The 16,598-nt window shown below is 41.1% G+C and carries 12 protein-coding genes; 1 reads left to right on the top strand and 11 read right to left on the bottom strand.

The window, feature by feature from the left end; genetic code table 11:
• Nucleotides 1-12 precede the first annotated feature (12 nt).
• The 10 genes from DW904_RS11500 to DW904_RS11465 all read right to left on the bottom strand — a co-directional run bounded on the left by DW904_RS11500 (nucleotide 13) and on the right by DW904_RS11465 (nucleotide 13,841).
• Nucleotides 13-921, bottom strand: coding sequence for an ECF transporter S component (locus DW904_RS11500; protein ID WP_243110407.1), 909 nt, complete (start codon nucleotides 919-921; stop codon nucleotides 13-15).
• On the bottom strand, nucleotides 900-2,660 hold the full coding sequence (locus tag DW904_RS11495) for an ABC transporter ATP-binding protein (protein ID WP_118580660.1): 1,761 nt from the start codon (nucleotides 2,658-2,660) through the stop codon (nucleotides 900-902). Before DW904_RS11495 ends, DW904_RS11500 begins: the two co-directional genes overlap by 22 nt.
• Complete coding sequence (locus tag DW904_RS23980) at nucleotides 2,657-3,046, bottom strand: hypothetical protein (protein WP_243110406.1); 390 nt, start codon at nucleotides 3,044-3,046, stop codon at nucleotides 2,657-2,659. The genes DW904_RS11495 and DW904_RS23980 overlap by 4 nt, the downstream gene beginning before the upstream one ends.
• Nucleotides 3,022-3,582 carry an energy-coupling factor transporter transmembrane component T gene (locus DW904_RS23975; RefSeq protein ID WP_243110405.1) on the bottom strand — a complete coding sequence of 187 codons (561 nt, stop codon included), beginning with the start codon at nucleotides 3,580-3,582 and terminating at the stop codon, nucleotides 3,022-3,024. The genes DW904_RS23980 and DW904_RS23975 overlap by 25 nt, the downstream gene beginning before the upstream one ends.
• 106 nt (nucleotides 3,583-3,688) lie before the next feature.
• Entirely contained in the window at nucleotides 3,689-3,931 is a 243-nt protein-coding gene (locus DW904_RS23970; RefSeq protein ID WP_243110404.1) for a leucine-rich repeat domain-containing protein, read from the bottom strand.
• Nucleotides 3,919-4,572 (bottom strand): leucine-rich repeat domain-containing protein, encoded by a 654-nt coding sequence (locus DW904_RS11485; RefSeq protein ID WP_243110403.1) that lies wholly within the window; start codon nucleotides 4,570-4,572, stop codon nucleotides 3,919-3,921. The genes DW904_RS23970 and DW904_RS11485 overlap by 13 nt, the downstream gene beginning before the upstream one ends.
• Nucleotides 4,573-4,908: 336 nt before the next feature.
• Nucleotides 4,909-5,430, bottom strand: coding sequence for a DUF4430 domain-containing protein (locus tag DW904_RS11480; RefSeq protein ID WP_118580657.1), 522 nt, complete (start codon nucleotides 5,428-5,430; stop codon nucleotides 4,909-4,911).
• 228 nt (nucleotides 5,431-5,658) lie between these two features.
• Nucleotides 5,659-10,863, bottom strand: a complete 5,205-nt coding sequence (locus DW904_RS11475) for a DUF4430 domain-containing protein (RefSeq protein ID WP_118580654.1) — start codon at nucleotides 10,861-10,863, stop codon at nucleotides 5,659-5,661.
• Between the two features lie 70 nt (nucleotides 10,864-10,933).
• Nucleotides 10,934-13,270, bottom strand: coding sequence for a leucine-rich repeat protein (locus DW904_RS11470; protein WP_202187711.1), 2,337 nt, complete (start codon nucleotides 13,268-13,270; stop codon nucleotides 10,934-10,936).
• A gap of 37 nt (nucleotides 13,271-13,307) precedes the next feature.
• The gene (locus DW904_RS11465; RefSeq protein ID WP_118580648.1) at nucleotides 13,308-13,841 is read right to left on the bottom strand and encodes a hypothetical protein; all 534 of its coding nucleotides are present in this window, start codon (nucleotides 13,839-13,841) and stop codon (nucleotides 13,308-13,310) included.
• A 1,026-nt stretch (nucleotides 13,842-14,867) separates the two neighbouring features.
• Here DW904_RS11465 and DW904_RS11460 point away from each other — a divergent pair.
• Entirely contained in the window at nucleotides 14,868-15,656 is a 789-nt protein-coding gene (locus tag DW904_RS11460; RefSeq protein WP_118580645.1) for a class I SAM-dependent methyltransferase, read from the top strand.
• On the opposite strand, the gene DW904_RS11455 is transcribed toward DW904_RS11460, so the two are convergent.
• A complete protein-coding gene (locus DW904_RS11455; protein ID WP_118580642.1) occupies nucleotides 15,623-16,390 on the bottom strand; it encodes a hypothetical protein in 768 nt (255 codons plus the stop codon). The genes DW904_RS11460 and DW904_RS11455 overlap by 34 nt on opposite strands.
• Between the last annotated feature and the right edge of the window lie 208 nt (nucleotides 16,391-16,598).

Genomic DNA, 16,598 nt, shown 5'->3' with positions numbered 1-16,598 from the left:
ATCTATTTTCTATTACCGGTTCTCTGATTCCTGTATCAGCCCATATTTCACCTTGATCCGCTCCAGCTTTTCCAGAAGCGGGCGGCTAAGCAGCCATAGGAAGATCACGGTGGAAGCTGCATGTACCAGATCCACGGGGGCGCCTGAAATGTAGTAGGCGATCAGGCTGCTTTTTGTAATATATCCGTAGGACATCAGGATGCTGGCAGGATTCATAATGCCTCCATAAATTAAAAAGACACTTAAAAATCCGTAGATACAAAGATAGAACTTCCTGGCTTTTAAAATCCCCTTCTGGTACAGGATCCCTGCCAGAAATCCGATCATGCCAAAGGCAAACATCTGCCAGGGTGTCCAGGGGCCCTGCCCCATAAACATGTTGGAGATCAGCATGGTAAGGCTGCCAACTAAAAATCCAGCCTCGCCGCCAAAGGAAATCCCGGTTAAGATCACGATGGCAGCCACAGGCTTGAAGCTTGGCACCATGAAAAAGGCGGCGCGTCCTGCTACGCCAATGGCAGCTAATACGGAGATCACCATGATCTCCCTTGCCTTTGGCTTCCTGCCCTCAAACATCATAAAAAAGGGAAGCATGGCTGCCATTACCACGATCAGGCTGCAGAGCAGGTATTTTCGCCCTCCCCATATCTTCACCGAGAAGAATAGAAGGATTGGTACCACGATCAGCATGACCGCAAATGCAAACCAGGTGCGGCGGCTTACCTTTCCCTGGCGCTCCATCTGGCGGATAATCATTCCGTCGGACGGAAGGGTATATTCTTCCAGTTCTTCAGAAGGAACTTCTTTTCGATGGAAAGGATTTTGTTTTCCCGAATTCTTTAAACGGGCGGCATCCGAAGCTGGTTTTTCTTCCCCAAAGAATTCATCCAGAAATTCATCTAACTGGGATTCGTCAAGCATGACACCACATCCTTTCCGGTAACTGCCTCTGGAAACAGACCTCTTGCCATACGGTTTGCCGCAGTGGTATAAAAATTATTTCCAGCGAAAAAGTCTCTTGTCTTTTTGCTTGTCACCACATTTCCCTCAAAAAACAGGCCTGTCGTATCCGCATACTCGGCTACAAATTCCACGTCATGGGAAATCATGAAAATCGTCATTCCATGGGATTGCAGCTTCTTTAAAATACTTCCAAGCTCTTCTTTGTATTCCGCATCCATTCCCTTGGTCGGTTCATCCATGAGAAGGATCTTCGGGCGAAGAAGAAGCACTTTTGCAAGGGCAAGCCGCTGCTGCTCCCCGCCGCTTAAATCATAGGGATGGCGGTTAAGCAACCCTTCCAAATGGGTAAGGCTTACAATCCCCTCGATGGCTTTTTCCTTTTTCATGGAAATGGGGTACTCGCTGGACGGCTTTTCTTTTTTTCCGCCGATCACGCTATAGAGGTCTTCTAGTACCGTCTTTTTTAAAAAGATGCTCTGGGGATTCTGTGGCATAACACCAAGATACCCACCGTATAACTCCCGGTCGGAAAAGGAACGAAGATCCTTTCCATCCAGGTAGATTCTGCCGCTGTACGGCTGGTGTACTCGTCCAAGTAAAGATAAGGTGGTACTCTTTCCGGTTCCGTTTCCCCCTACCAGGGCATAGAATTCTCCCTTTTTTACTTCCAGTGACAGATCCTGAATGACATCGGGGCTGTCCTTTTCATACCGAAACCAGACATCCTTCATCTGGATGGCTGGGGGCGTATTTTCTTTCTGGCGCTTGAAATGCCCAAAAAGCCCTGCCGTTTCGTTTTTGTTTTTCTCCCCCTGTCTTTCCAACCTTTGGTTGGCCTGCTGGATCTGTTCTTTTTTTATTCCTTTTTCTTCTATATATTCCCGGATCCACTGTCTGCCCTCACTTACGGTAAGGGGACAGGTAAGGGTGCTCTCTGTCCCTGCATAAATCTGCATGGGAACCGGCATGGATAAAAACATGCCGTGGTGCTGTTCCTTTAATTTGGTTCCAATCTCCCGGGGTGTCCCTTCCATAAACAGGGTACCCTCATCCATGACAAACACCTGGTCGGCATACGGAATGATATCCTGCAGGCGGTGTTCGGTGAGCAGTACAGTAGTCCCAATATCACGATTAATCTTCTTCACGGTCTCCAGAAAATCGGAGGCTGCAATGGGATCCAACTGGGAGGTTGGCTCGTCCAGGATCAGTAAAGACGGGTGCATGGCCATCACGGAAGCCAGGTTTAGAAGCTGTTTTTGCCCGCCTGACAATTCCGATACATTTTTATAAAACCACTTCTGGATACCAAAATAACTTGCCATCTCTGCCACCCGAAGCCGGATGGTGGCATTGTCATACCCAAGGCTTTCCAGTCCAAACGCCAGCTCATGCCATACCTTATCGGTCACGATCTGGTTGTCCGGATTTTGCATCACAAACCCGATCTCCTGGCTCTGTGTGCGGTGGTCGGTATCCCTAAGCGGAATATTCCGATAGAGGATCTCTCCCTCTTTTTCTCCAGCTGGTGCAAGCACGCTTTTTAACTGGCGAAGCAGGGTGCTTTTTCCACAACCGCTCCTTCCCATGATAACATTTAAGGTTCCTTCTTTTATGTTCAGGTTTACATGCTCCAGAACTTTTCTGGAACTTTCCGGATAGGAAAACCCGAAATCCTTTATTTCTACAAGATTCATCTGTCTGTTCCTTCCTGTTCCAGAGTCTGGTAAATTTTTTGATACGTCATTTCAAGGTCCGCCGTTTCTTTTCTCCTGCTATAGGAAAAGCGGATGGTTTCTGTCACATCCAGCAGCACTGGAAGAAAACAAAAGGCTGCAAAACAAAGATAAGTAAGCAGGGCAAGTAACGGGGAAACCGAAATGGGTGCCGCGTATCCCTGGATGGTAAAGCCAGCTAACAGGATTCTGGGATCATAACTTGCATAGGCAGCCCCTTTGATACAGCCCCCTGTAAATATAGCAGACAGTCCGATCATCATTCCCAGGACATACTTATCTTTTCTTGTAAAATGGTAAATGGAAAACGCAGTCCTTCCCTTCAGACCATATCCCCTGCTTCGCATGGAATCAGAGGTCTCAATGGCGTTTTCCAGCGCCAGGTAACCAGGATGGAGAGCATGTTAAGCCCATGGCGGATACGCGCAAAAAGGCTTCCTTCTGATACATCCCGTCCCATGGCTTTCTGCCCGCTTCGGATTACTTTTAACTGTGCAGTAAACCTTGGCACAAACCGAAGCGCCATAGATAAGATCAGGGAAAGCGCCGGAATGATCCGCCCAAACAGATAGATAAATTTATCCGTTGTCATCACTTTATTGTAACAGGAAAACCACTGGATGACTACGAACATCACAGCGCCAAGCACCACACCGTACACAAGTGCTTCCAGGGTGATCCAGTTGCCGCTGCTTTTTACATAATACAGCATGGTAACCCCGTAATGATTAAACATGGGATTTAATAGTGCCACAATGAGAAGACCTGGCAGAGTAAGAAGAAAGCTTTGTTTCAGAGTCTTTTCCCATCCGTTTAATAAAAACGAATAGGAAAATGCTCCAATATAAGAGATCCCGATGAACACCGGGTGTTGATTGAACATGGTAAAAAAAAGTACCACTGTAAAATAGAAAAAATTCAAAAAAGGATGACAGGCAGAAAAGGTATCCATTACCGTAAGGTTTGCACACGTTCTGTTGTTTTTTTCTTTATTCATTGACAACGCTTTCGGCACCGATATACTCCCTCTTCAGTTCATACTCATCACAATAGGCATCCATCTTGCTGCCCTTATAACAGCGAATGGTACAGCTCTTATTCACGATCCACGGACCGACATACTCCGGATCGTGACGGATTTCTACGGTTTCCAGACGGTTGCAGCCATGGAATACCCAGCGTTCGATCACATCCACACTCTCCGGGATCACAACATGTTTTAGTTGTTGCATTTGAAAAAGGCACTCTCGCCAAGCTCTACTAAGCCTTCCGGAAGGTTTAATTCCTCAAGGCCGGTAAACCGAAACGCCTCTGCCTCGATTACCTTCAAGGTATCTGGGAAAATCACCTTTTTTAACTCCTTACACCGAAAGAACGCTTTACTTCCAATCACTTCAACGTGGTCTGGCAGCACCAGTCTTTTTAGCTTGGAACAGGAATCAAATGCCCCCTCCTGGATTTCCCGGCACTCTGAGTCTTTTGCAAACACGGCTCTTAATAGATTGGTACAATCACGGTAAGCTTTTGGTCCTAAGGTTTTTAAGGACGCTGGAAAATGGACTGCACGCAGGCTGTGGTTTTCTGAAAACGCCCGCCGTTTAATTTCCGTCAATGTCTTAGGAAGAACAACTTCCTTTCGGATCTGGCACTGGAAAAAGGCTTCCCGTCCAATAATCTTACAATTTGGTGGGAGAATGACTTCCCGCATCCGTCCATCTGCCCGAAAACAGCCATCGTCAATGTAGATATATTTTTCCGGGATCTCCTTCCTTGTAACATCCCCCTTTAACATTTTTGCCTGCTGTGCTGTAAATGTCCGGCTGTCATACCGCAACATACTCCAGCGCATTTCTTCATCTTTATAAACACGCATTCTTTTCTTTCCTCCGCTTTTTAGGGTAACAAAAACAGAGCCCCATTACTTCGATGAGCCTCCGTCCTTTACGACAAGTGGAATATGCTGACTTAAAATGCGCTGTTATGTACCGCTGATTTCATACAGTGATTATGGTTCCGGAATCGCACCGAATTTTCCTAAATCAGCCTTATCTGGCTGAACCATGTCTGGTTATTTAATTTTTCGTTCTCTGATATTTCTACCTATATCAAATATTAGTATTATAGCATTTGAAATGGCATCTGTCAAATTTTGGCAATCTATGAATCTTTTTGCAGGATCAGTGGTTTAGAACCGGTTGGGCTTACCCGGCTATTTTTCGTCTCCCTGATAGGGATTTCCCACATCGTTTCCAAGGTCACAGGTGTACACCCACAAGATCACATCCCCGTCTTTTGGCTTGTACGCAGATGCCCCATAATTGGGAAATGTCCCATTGACACTGTACATCCAGCCGGAATTTTTTCCGCAGTCCAGCTCATAGAGCTGGTTAATTCCTTCCACATAGTAGCTGTCATAGAGTGGGGTGTACTTCGAAGAAATCTGAATCCCCTTTTCCCCACAGATGGTTTTTAAAATATCAAAGACGCTCTCCCCTGTGGTAAATGAGACCGTTGTCTTTTTTAGGATCTGTCCATCCTCCGGGACAAACTCTTTTTTGGTTTCCTTTAACTCCTCCATGTGATCCAGGACCGTCGCACAGGAGATCTCGATCGTACAGGTCGCAGGCTCCCCGGAAGAGGACTCTCCCCCACAGCCTGTAAACACGCTGGCACATAGAAGCAGTAACAGACTTAATAACAAGGTCAACCACTTTTTTCGTTTTTGGTTCATACGCTTCCCTTTCTTTTTATTCTTTCTCTACAGGTATTGTAGCATTGTTTGAGGGGACTGTCATCTGGATTTATAGTTTCTGGTCCTTTCCTGGTTTCTTTTATTTTCCCCATTTTCTTTTAACCAGAAAAAACATCCACCACGCCAGAGAACTTTTCTCCGACATTGGTGGATGTTCCGATTCTTATTTTACGGTTACTTTGACCTTCTTGGTAACCTTTCCGGATTTTACCGTAATGGTACTGTGCCTTTTTTCTTCGCTTTTATCACACCCTTTTTCGTAACAGTTGCCACCTTCTTATTAGAGGTGGTGTAAGTCACCTTCTCCTGGGAGGTGATTGGAGAAATAACAGGCTTTAAGGTAAGGCTCTTACCCTTTTTCAGGGTGAGCTTCGTCTTTAATCCGGTAATCTTAGTTGTTTTTACCTTCGCGCTTTGTACCTTTACCTTCAAGGTTGCTTTCTTGCCACTCTTTAAGGTGATGGTGATCTTCGCACTTCCAGTTTTCTTACCAGCCTTGATCTTGCCGTTTTTATCCACGGTCACAATCTTTTTGTTGCTGGAAGTCCAGGACTTCACGGAATCCCCATTTGCCAGACCGGTAACCTTTACTTTTGTCGTAGCCTGTTTCTTCTGAAGCTTGATGGAGGTTACATTTAACTTCATGGTTGCGGTGAGCTTGCTTCCGTTATCACGGCTCTGTTTTGCACCGCAGATGGAGCAGATTCCCTCCTGTTTTTCCGGTGAAAAAACAGTCGCTTTGGAAATCACTGTCCAGGTGAAGTTATGGTCGTGAGTAAGCATCGGGATCACTTCTGTTTTGGTTGCCCCGCATACAGTACAGGTATAAACCTTTTCCCCGGCTGCGGTGTAGGTTGCCTGTTTAGTGATGGTTCCAGCGTCATAGGTATGCTGGCTGGTTTTTGGAATGGTTTCCGTCTTCGTATAACCGCACACCAGACAGGTAAATTCCTTCTTTCCTTCTGCTTTGCAGGTAGCTGCGTTTACTACCCTGCCTTCTCCATAGGTATGCTTCTGATAGCCGCCCTTTTTCGTATTATCAGTAATATCACAGGTTCCATATCTGGACACACATTCATGCCAATGGGATCCAGAGTCATAAGACCAGCTTTCCGACCACTCATGTTCGTGTTCCTTCCGGTAGTCATCTGTATAATGGAAAACGATCTCGTCTCCATCTTCCAGATACTGCTCTTTTACGCCAAGATCAGAATGGATACCATTTAAAGTGTACATCCAGCCGCTATAATCCCCGTTTGTAAATTCAGCAAGTTCTGGTTCTCCTGCCCGGGTAATTCCGGCAATATAATTTTCTTCTTTTGCAGAACGATAGGTCATGTTATTTTCTGCAAAAGCAGTCTTTAATACTGCAAGCACATTTGCATTACCATCTACCTTGTAATCTGTCTTTTTGATCCAGGTTTCCAGGTTACCGTTATATAAAGTATGGCAGGTTCCGTCTGTATCACTGTTATGTACACTGTCTCCAAGAAGGGTAAGGCTAACAGTGATCGTTCCTGCATTTTTCTTCAGCACAGTTACGGTCAGCTGGGTAAAAGCTTCTTTATAAGAAAGCTTTAAGGTCTGCTCTCCACGCTGATTTTTGTTATATCCCTCAATAGTAAGATCTGTCCACGGGATTTCCTGTTCAGTACCATCACTGATAAGGGCTTTTACCTGCATTCCTGTAAAATCAAGGTCTTCCCCAATGTCAAACGCTGTACGATAATCACCGCTAAGCTCCAGGGAATCTACCGTAATCCGCAGGCCTTCTGTGGAGAACAATTTGTCCATATCTGCTCCAAGAGGATCGTCCGTACGGTTATACCTAGTTTTCCAACCACATCCGTTTACATCCGGACAGTCTGTAGTACCATTTTCTGTATTAAAATAGGTAGATCCGCTTGATGTCTCATGGGAAGCACAGCTGGTATCAATATATTTTACGAATCCAATACCATTTGTAGCTCCGCAATCCTTTGAATAATAATTATTCGAAATCGCATCGATCCGGTTCAGACTGTCATAGAAACCAATGATTCCACCTATATAGGAAGCATTTTCACCAGTAGCCTGGACTTTTCCTGTGAAGGAATTATTTCTAAGGGAATACTGACAGTTGTCCCAAGTCTGTGCCACATAGGTATCTCCACCTAGAATACCCCCAACCTTATCTGCACCTGTAACAGTTCCCTCCGACACACAGTTATTAATGGTAACCTTTGTTCCATTTGGAGCTGAAGAATCATCATATCCGCCACCAACAATACCTCCGGCATGCTGTCCGGAAGCAGTTACTGTTCCATAGAATTCAGATCCGATGACTTCACAGGTTCCCATGGCATTATCACGGGTTCCAATGATACCACCTACATAATCCGTTCCATAAACATCTGCATAACTCACGCAGTTCTTTATAGTTCCCTGCATACGCCCTGCGATGGCACCGATCTGACTCTGTTTTTTGTCATACCCAATGACAACACCCTTTTCGATGGTGCAATTTTTAATCGTTGCTACAAATGCGGCAGAACAACCAGCATAAGGATTGGTAGTCTTATTTGCTCCAATAAGACCGGACTTTAAGGTACTGGAGCCACTCTTTAAAGTTACATTATCAATCTCAACTGCACTTCCAGAAAGACCGACACCTTCAAAGTTATTGATAAGCCCGTAACCTGCGATTTTCTTTCCATAAATGTTCAGGTTCCGGATCCTGGTATTTCTGACATAGCCAAACAGTGGAAGCCCACCTTCCGGCACTGTGATGGTATGTCCAGCGCCATCCAGGATGCCGCTAAATGCATTTAAGTTTGCTCCATTTTCCAGATTAACTTTGCCATTCTTTGTTGCACCGATCGGCTTCCAGCCATCCGGAAGGGTAATATCCGCATCCAGTCTGAAGTAAGCATCTGAAAAAGTAAATCCGTCTTTATTTACTTTTTCACGCAGCGCTTCCAGATCCGAAACTGACTTAATAAGGTATGGAGATTCTTCTGATCCGTTTCCTTCCCATGGAAGCGGTTCTTCCGTAACCGTAACAGCAACCGGATTTGAAACCACTTTTTCGCTGGTCAAAGTATTTCTTTCTGTATCTTTGCCCTGTTCATAAGACCGGTCAGTACGCTCATACCAGACTTCACAATAATAGTAGGTGGTTCCAAGTTCTGAAACCGGAGGTGTATAAGAGCTTTTTGTTTCATTTACAAGAGCCTGTCCGTTTTCATTACTATTCTCTGTATTTTTATACCATTGATACTGTGCAATGCCTTGTCCAGTAACTTTCTTAAGACTGACTTCCAGTTTTTCCGTTAATGGCTTCCCTTGTATCCAGGAAATAGGCTGTGGCTGGGTTTCTATCTCCGGTTTTTCAAGTTTTTCCGACACAACCGCAATTTTGGTAAAGTCACTTTTGGCAGGATATATTTTTCCATCGATTTCATAATTGACGATACAGCAATAATATCTTGTGTCAAAAACGGAATCTGTAGGAACCCTATATGCTTCTTCGGTGGCTCCCTCCAATTTTACATACTTATCAAGAGCTACATAATCCGGCACATAAACATTATCAGGCAAGACCAGATAATACCATTGATAAGTCAGTTTTCCCTCTTCCGGACGCAACACTTCTGCACCAGCCGAGAGAACGGGGGATTCTGAATTTTCATAAACAGCCCCATATTTTCCAGTGATGTTTACGGTTACTTCCGGTGTGTAATCAATATCCCCCGGTGTTATGACAAAGGTATATTTTGTATCTTTAGAATTATGATAAGTTTCATTCTTTTCTAAAATAAATGAAATCCGGCATTCATCATTTTTTTCCCAATCCGGGAAAAAGCGAAGCCCTACAGGGATGCTTTGGACCGTTGCCCCTGTGACATTCAGTTTATTGTTATAGTAAAAGAGCTCCTTTATACCACCATAATAAGTCCCGCAATTTAGGTCAAAATATTTTGCATTCTGGGGAACTTTTATTTCAAGTACCTGGTCTTCCAGGGTGTCCTGCAAACCAGTTTCTATCTCATGTCCCCAGGAATCCAAAAATTCCATGCTCGTCAGATGTGACCGATAGTATATTGGAACCTTAACAGATTGTAAGACATTTCCGTTTTTCCGTACCTCAAATCTTATGGAAGAAGTTACATTTGCACACTGGAAAACCGTTGTATTTTTTAAGAATGTCTCTTTTCCATCTGTCAGCTTTACCCGATAGATGCTTCCATCCTGTGGATTGGAATAAACCGCATATACTGCCGCACCTTCTGGGATATCATCCGTAAGCTCAGCTTTGACATAGAAATTTCCATCACTTAGTTCCGAAGGAATCCATAAAGCGTCTTCCCCATCTAATGTGGCGGTTTCGACCTCTTTTGTTGTCTCTCCCTTTTCCACACGCAAATGTACTTTACTGATATAATCTCCAGGCTGCTCACTGGCAGGAACAACTGTAACGGTTGTATATGCAGCCGAAATGTCCGTTACCTCCGTCCCATCAGAGGTATTGATCAATTTCTCCGCAGTGATTAAATAACTCTGGCCAGCTTCTAATTTTGGCAGTGTTACATTTCCCTCTGAGTCTGTGAGTAATTCTTCCTGTTTGACACCATTAATATAAATGCTTGCCCCTGTGCAATTTGAAAAACATCCCCCAAAGTCATTGCGCTGTCTCAGCTTTAGTGTTATTTCCTGTCCCTGGGTATAGGTTGCTTCAGTTTCTGTGAAAAACGCAAACTTATCCTTGCCGTTTTGTGCCTGTATAAAAAAATGCAGTTCATCGCCGTTTTGTACGGTACGGCTAAGGGCCGATCCCAGATTTCGGGTATCGTGATTCAATATAGATTTAATATTGGGAACATCATTTTTGTTGTATCCCCACAATTTATATATTATGCCATCATATATCCCATTTTCATCTTCGTGGTAATCATATCCAGCTTCTGCTCCTCCCGGATAATAAAGATCATGGGCCAGCTTTAAGGCATCATCCATATTATATGTATTTTTGCCGGTAAGCGTAATGGACCGCCCAGCCATCGGATTACCATCTTTATCATTCAGGAACTTTCCATCTTTGCTGACGCTTACCGTAACCTGTACTTCCTGGGTTTCTTCGTTAGATTCTTCCTGATCGGTTCCGTCACTAAAAAGAGCCGTCTCTTCTTCTGACAGGTTTTCCGAATCGGTAAAGCCATCGCTCTCCGGTACTTCTATTTTCTCATCATCGATAAAATCGGTATTTTCTTCCTCTTCAACATAACCAGCGTCTTCTTCTGCAAAATCGCTATCTACAGAAATATCGGTTCCGCTGATCCATTCCTCCGCAAACACGTCTGTCGGAATTTGCAGCACTAACAGAAAAACAAGCAGCCAACTGGCTAATTTTTTCCATAGTCCTATTTTTTTCATTTATTCCAGGCTCCTTTCCTTTAAAAAAGGCCCCTCTTCCTTACGGAAGAAGAGCCTCCATTATTGGTGCTTATTTAACCTTTACAGTTACCTTTACAGATTTACTTCCAGATTTTACAGTAATTTTCGCTGTTCCTTTTTTCTTTCCGGTTACAACACCCTTAGAGGAAACGGTTGCAACTTTCTTATTGGAACTTGTATAAGTAACTTTCTGCTTGGAAGTGAACGGTTTCACAACCGGTTTCAGAGCCACTTTTTTGCCCTTCTTAACAGTTACCTTTGTATTAGCCACAGTAACCTTCGTAGTTTTTACTGCTGTTTTCTGGACTTTTACAGTAACTGTCTTTTTCAGTCCACTGGCAAGAGTAATCTGAAGTTTCGCTGTACCAGCTTTCTTTGCTGTGAGCTTGCAGGTACCATTCTCTTTTCCTTTTACGGTAAAGATCTTGGTGTTAGTAGACTTCCAGGATTTTACGGAATCACCTTTCGCAAGACCTGTAACTTTCAGGCCAGAGGTGGACTGTTTTACTTTCAGTTTTACTGTGGTTGCATTGACTGTAGCTGTTGCTTTTAATGCAGTGCCTTCGGCTTTTGTCTCTTTTGCTCCGCAGGTCTCACAGATTCTTTCCTGCTGCTCTGGTGCAAGTACAGTTGCTTCCGCTGTTACTTTCCAATCACCGAACTTATGTCCAAGTGCTTTGATTGCTTCTGTTTCAGTTGCATCACATCTGCTGCAGGTTTTGGTAATCACGCCATCAACTGTACAAGTAGCTTCCTTGGTAACTTTAGATGTAAAATCATGTCCAAGAGCTGGAATTTTCTGCTCATCTGTTTTCGCATCACATCTGGAGCAATGCTTGCTCTGCTTACCGTCAGTTGTGCAGGTAGCTTTCACATCTACAGTGTAGTCTTTTGCGAAATCATGACCAAGTGCCGGAATCTCTTCTGTAACAACATCGTTACATCTGCTACAGGTTTTGGTAAGAGTTCCTTTTTCAGTACAGGTAGGTGCTACTGTTGTTTCCACATAATCATGTCCGAGAGCCTCTATCTTTTGAATATCATCTTTCGCTTCGCAGCCTTCCCGTGTACAATGCTTGCTCTTCTCGCCATTCTCTGTACAAGTTGCTGGTTTATCCACGGTATACTCATCAGAATAGCTGTGACCTAATGCAGGAATAACACTTTCCGTATCATCTTTATCGGAATAGCTCTTACCACAAACATCGCAAACGTTAGTACCCTTACGACCTGGTTCGGTACAAGTCGGATCTTTTGCTTCTTCTGTATCCGCTTTGTAGTGAATTACTGCAGATGCTGGACAACTGGCATCTTTCGAAATTGTATCCCATTCTGTTTTACTTCCATGATAACAAATAGATGTTAAACTGGAACATTTAAAAAACGCTTTGTTTCCAATTTCATTTAACATTGCAAAGTTAGCTTTTGTGATACCAGATCTTGAAAATGCATAATCACCTATTTTTTGTGTTTCAGAAAAATCAAGCTCATTTAAACTTGTGCAACGTCCAAAAGCATATTTTCCAATTTCTACTATAGATGTAGATTTAAACACGCTCAATGCACTGCAATAATAAAATGCACTACTACCCGTTATTGAAATACTTGAATCACATAGAAAAGAAGCTAACTGCCTACATTGTTCAAAAGAAGACTCACCAATACTAACAGTTCCTTTAGCATTTACTTGTTTTAAAGCTCCACAATAATAAAAAGCATAATTTCCAATAGAAACTAAACTTTTATCAAATGTAACGCTCTCTATACCAGTATGTCCAAATGCACTATTTCCTATATTCTCAACCGATTCAAGATTAATGCTTAATAATGTGGCAACATTACTAAAAGCAGATGCTCCAATTTCTTTTACAGATGCAGATAATTCAACAGTATTAAGATTTGGATAAGCACTTAAATGATTGTCAAAATTGAAAGCTCCAATTCTTGTAATATTATCACCAATTACAACTTTTGTTGCATTTTTGACTTCTTTATTTTTTAAATACCATTCGCTGCAACTTCCATCTTGATTATTATCAGGTAATGCAGCCGGCTCTGAAGCCCTAAATGAAAGGGTTTTGCTCTCACTATCGTATTTAAAAGAAATTTTAGACTCATTTTCTAATTGTGTCCAACCATCATCAGCTGAATCATTGCTTTCCCCAGTGGAATACTCTTCTGCCTGCGAAGAAAACAAATCGCCCTCTGTTATATCATCAGATATAAACTCATCCTCTATTTCTCCAAAATCCTCTATTTCTACATTCTCGTCCACTTCCTGTGCGCTATAAAATGAATCATTTAGAGCTTCCGCACTCGCATTAAGCGGTGCAGAAGCAACCAGGATCAAAGAAAGGGCTGTCACTAAATAAAATCGCTTTCTCATTCTTTTGTTCCCCATCCAAACTTAGTTTCATCATAGCTTAAAACAAAGAATATACTTCGTTTTCATCTCCATTTGATACAACTGGAACATAAGTTTTTCCAAGAGTAGTCTCTGGGTATGAATGTGTGTCTGCAAGATCAATATTATCACCTTCATACCACATCCAAGCACTGCCTACCCAGATAGCGCCAATCATTGTGTCACCATCATAATCTGGTTCAGTGTTTTTACCGGTATTATCCCACGGTTTATTTCCAATGGTAATAGTTTTTAAATAGTCTCCATCAGTACCAGTCCATGTTAATACATAATCATCATCTGAATTTTTAACGGCTTCATCTAACACAGCTTTATAAGTTGTACCTTTCTTTACATTATTTACTGTAAACACAGGTTCTCTTCCAAATGTTGAAGTATCTGGAGTTCCAAGATAAGAATTGCTGGTGCTATTCTGATGCCACTCTCTAAAATAGATTTTTACGGTTGCTGCCTGTGCTGCTACACTTGAACCAAGTGTCATTGCTGCTGCGAGTGCTACTGCGGAAACTTTTTTAAACATTTTGTTCATCATACTTTTTTGTTCTCCTCTCTTAAATACGATAAATTGTTTTTTGATATTTTTGTTACCATTAATAAAGTTTCTTTTTCTCCGGCCTATGGCCGCCTCCTCCCTGTTTATTTATTCTCCAAACCAGATTCTCCTATTGATGAAATCCCGGCTATGAAAAATCACATTTAGATAACAAAAGCGAAGTCTCCTTTCATAAATATAGGAGTCTCCGCCAACGTGTAGTATGGTCTGACTTAAACACTTCTGATATGAAATGCTATACACAGGTAAACACAAAGGTTTAGTTCCAGAATTCCACTGGATTGTCTTAAACAGGCTCTTTAGGAGCCGACCACATTATTATTCTTTTGTTAATGAAATCATAACATTTATCTATAAATTTGTCAATCATTCTAAAAGATTTTTTGAAAATTTATTATATTTATAACTCTTCTAAATTATTTTTTCAGTAATTATTTACATATAAATGAAAATCTCTTTCGTGTTTAATTAACCTATTGATTCACTTTTTTCGTAATCTTCTTAGATCCTGTAATTATAAGTAACCTTTTGAATCTCTGATAAAATAGTATATAATCTATATCTTGATGTCTTATATACATCCGCAACTATAAAAGCCCCGACAGCACATTCCATAGATCCATACGATCGGGGGCTTATCCACCATTTTATCAAACCGGTTATCCTATAATTTCCGTATTTTTCTGATGATATAAAACAATTTATCAAATTCTGCTTTTTATAAAGTGCAGGTTCCGTTTTCTATTTTAAACTGGAACAAAACGCCCTCCTTTGTATTCGTCATTTCATACTAGGCATTATGCTGCTCCAGGATTTCCCTGACAATATTATGTAGTTTATATGGAGAAATGAAAATTTGTGCTGTTTTTTTATAATTCACCTTCTGACTTTTTTGATCTTTTTTTCGTCTACTTCTCCTCAAAATTCATAATACTTTATATTTTGGAACTGAATACAGGATAATTCTTAATTATCTTAATAAATAAGACATTAGGAGGCAGTGAAATGATTTCACAAGAAAATTCGACAGGTAGACCATTGGCAGATGCAAAATGGTTAGAAAATCACCATCGTGCAAAACTACCTGAAAGAACTGCTTTTGCTAAGAAATTAGCAAAATTGAATCCGAAAAATATTGTTGACTTAGGCTGTGCAACTGGTTTATGGCTTGAGCTTTTGAATGATATACTCCCGTCCGATTGTGAATTTATCGGCATAGATAGTGATAAAGAATCTCTAAAATTAGCAACTGAACGAAGCAAATTATGGGACAGAAAAGTTAAATTTCTTCATTTAGATTTGGAAAAGGAAGTTGACAAAATACCTCCCAGTGATATAACTTTAGCCTTTAATATTTTTCCATATATTGACGATCTGGATTCCTTTATAAAGGCGTTATGGAATAGATCTCCACATGGAGTTCTTGCAGTACGGCAGTACGATGGTGCTTCAATTCGTTTTGGTCCAATGGATACAGCTATAAGACAAAAGATGGAGTTGGATTTAAGAATAGCAACTGAAAATAGTCAAAAATTTCACCATTATGATATGGACAGGACATTTTCAGCTTTGCATAAATCCAACTATAATAATTTTGAATATAGTTTCGAATTATTTGAACGAGTGAGTCCGTTTGATGAAAACTTTATTCCCTATTATCAAGGCACGCTCATCTGGACCATTCAGCATTTATCTGAAGTATCTGCAAATAATCTAAAAAAATGGATGGAAGCTGACGCGCTTATGAAAAATCGCTATTTTTATGAAGTTGATTTAGTTGCTCTACTGTCATAATCTTCGACCGCAACACGCCACAGACCTTTGTATTGCGCAGCAAACATATTAAGTATTTCAGTATCTCTAGATAGCAATACAACTGGGTCTTGTGGTATATCTCTAAAATCCCAGTTAAATAAAACTTCTTTAGTACCATCTTTATATGTCAGAATAACAAAACCGATTTGGGGTTCTGATTGTGCAATCAGTTTATATTGGTAATTGCCTTTATGCTTTTCAGATACTTGACTGTCTATTTTTTTGAATCGTTCAAGTGCGGATTTATCTCCAATATCTTTCCAAGTTAGACCTTGATTTACATTTTTGGCAATTTTAGCAAATGATTGTTGATAAGAAGTACCATCATATAAGCGTTCATTCGTTTGAATCTCTTCATCTTCGAAATTAAAAGAAGTATTTTGTACATAATCTAAAACAGGCAATCTATTAATAATATATTCCCAAGCGTATTTTGGGGTTCCCATTTTTGTTACATGTAAATAGTTTTTTACGGTTTCACAAATAAGTTCAGAATCCTCAGATACTTTTTGCACTTCATTGTGAGTAGTTATATTTTGCCCAATAATCAACACAATTATAGAAAGTAAAAATGCTGGCACAGCTGCTAATGATGATTGCGAAGTGTATTTTAATGGATCGATATAATAAGTTATTACAAAAGTTGCAATAGTCAAAACCGAATTAAATATCAACAGAATCAATTGTTTTGTTGATGAATTCATTTTTTTCATATGAGTCCTCTCTCGTATAATTATAGCAGATAATTAAGAATTATCTATAAAGATTATATCAAATTTCATACAAATTTTCCATATTTTAATACTATATAATTATTTTTTGAAAAATGCTATTACATGATTTCCAGCATTTCACATTTATGCACATGAAAAAGGCCACCTGCTTTCAGCTGGCCTACTGCTCCAATATTCTAAATATTAA

It is taken from the genome of Ruminococcus sp. AM42-11 (assembly GCF_003480145.1).
Classification (GTDB): Bacteria; Bacillota; Clostridia; order Lachnospirales; family Lachnospiraceae; genus Blautia_A; species Blautia_A faecis.
The sequence above is the reverse complement of the archived record's forward strand: the minus strand, read 5'-3'. Positions and strand labels throughout refer to the sequence as shown.

Coding starts and splice junctions, on each gene's coding strand:
- DW904_RS23980 (WP_243110406.1), bottom strand. CDS start 3,046: ATGCGAAGCAGGGGATATGGTCTGAAGGGAAGGACTGCGTTTTCCATT.
- DW904_RS11465 (WP_118580648.1), bottom strand. CDS start 13,841: ATGATGAACAAAATGTTTAAAAAAGTTTCCGCAGTAGCACTCGCAGCA.
- DW904_RS11475 (WP_118580654.1), bottom strand. CDS start 10,863: ATGAAAAAAATAGGACTATGGAAAAAATTAGCCAGTTGGCTGCTTGTT.
- DW904_RS11500 (WP_243110407.1), bottom strand. CDS start 921: ATGCTTGACGAATCCCAGTTAGATGAATTTCTGGATGAATTCTTTGGG.
- DW904_RS11495 (WP_118580660.1), bottom strand. CDS start 2,660: ATGAATCTTGTAGAAATAAAGGATTTCGGGTTTTCCTATCCGGAAAGT.
- DW904_RS23970 (WP_243110404.1), bottom strand. CDS start 3,931: ATGCAACAACTAAAACATGTTGTGATCCCGGAGAGTGTGGATGTGATC.
- DW904_RS11455 (WP_118580642.1), bottom strand. CDS start 16,390: ATGAAAAAAATGAATTCATCAACAAAACAATTGATTCTGTTGATATTT.
- DW904_RS11470 (WP_202187711.1), bottom strand. CDS start 13,270: ATGAGAAAGCGATTTTATTTAGTGACAGCCCTTTCTTTGATCCTGGTT.
- DW904_RS11485 (WP_243110403.1), bottom strand. CDS start 4,572: ATGCGTGTTTATAAAGATGAAGAAATGCGCTGGAGTATGTTGCGGTAT.
- DW904_RS11480 (WP_118580657.1), bottom strand. CDS start 5,430: ATGAACCAAAAACGAAAAAAGTGGTTGACCTTGTTATTAAGTCTGTTA.
- DW904_RS11460 (WP_118580645.1), top strand. CDS start 14,868: ATGATTTCACAAGAAAATTCGACAGGTAGACCATTGGCAGATGCAAAA.
- DW904_RS23975 (WP_243110405.1), bottom strand. CDS start 3,582: ATGTTCAATCAACACCCGGTGTTCATCGGGATCTCTTATATTGGAGCA.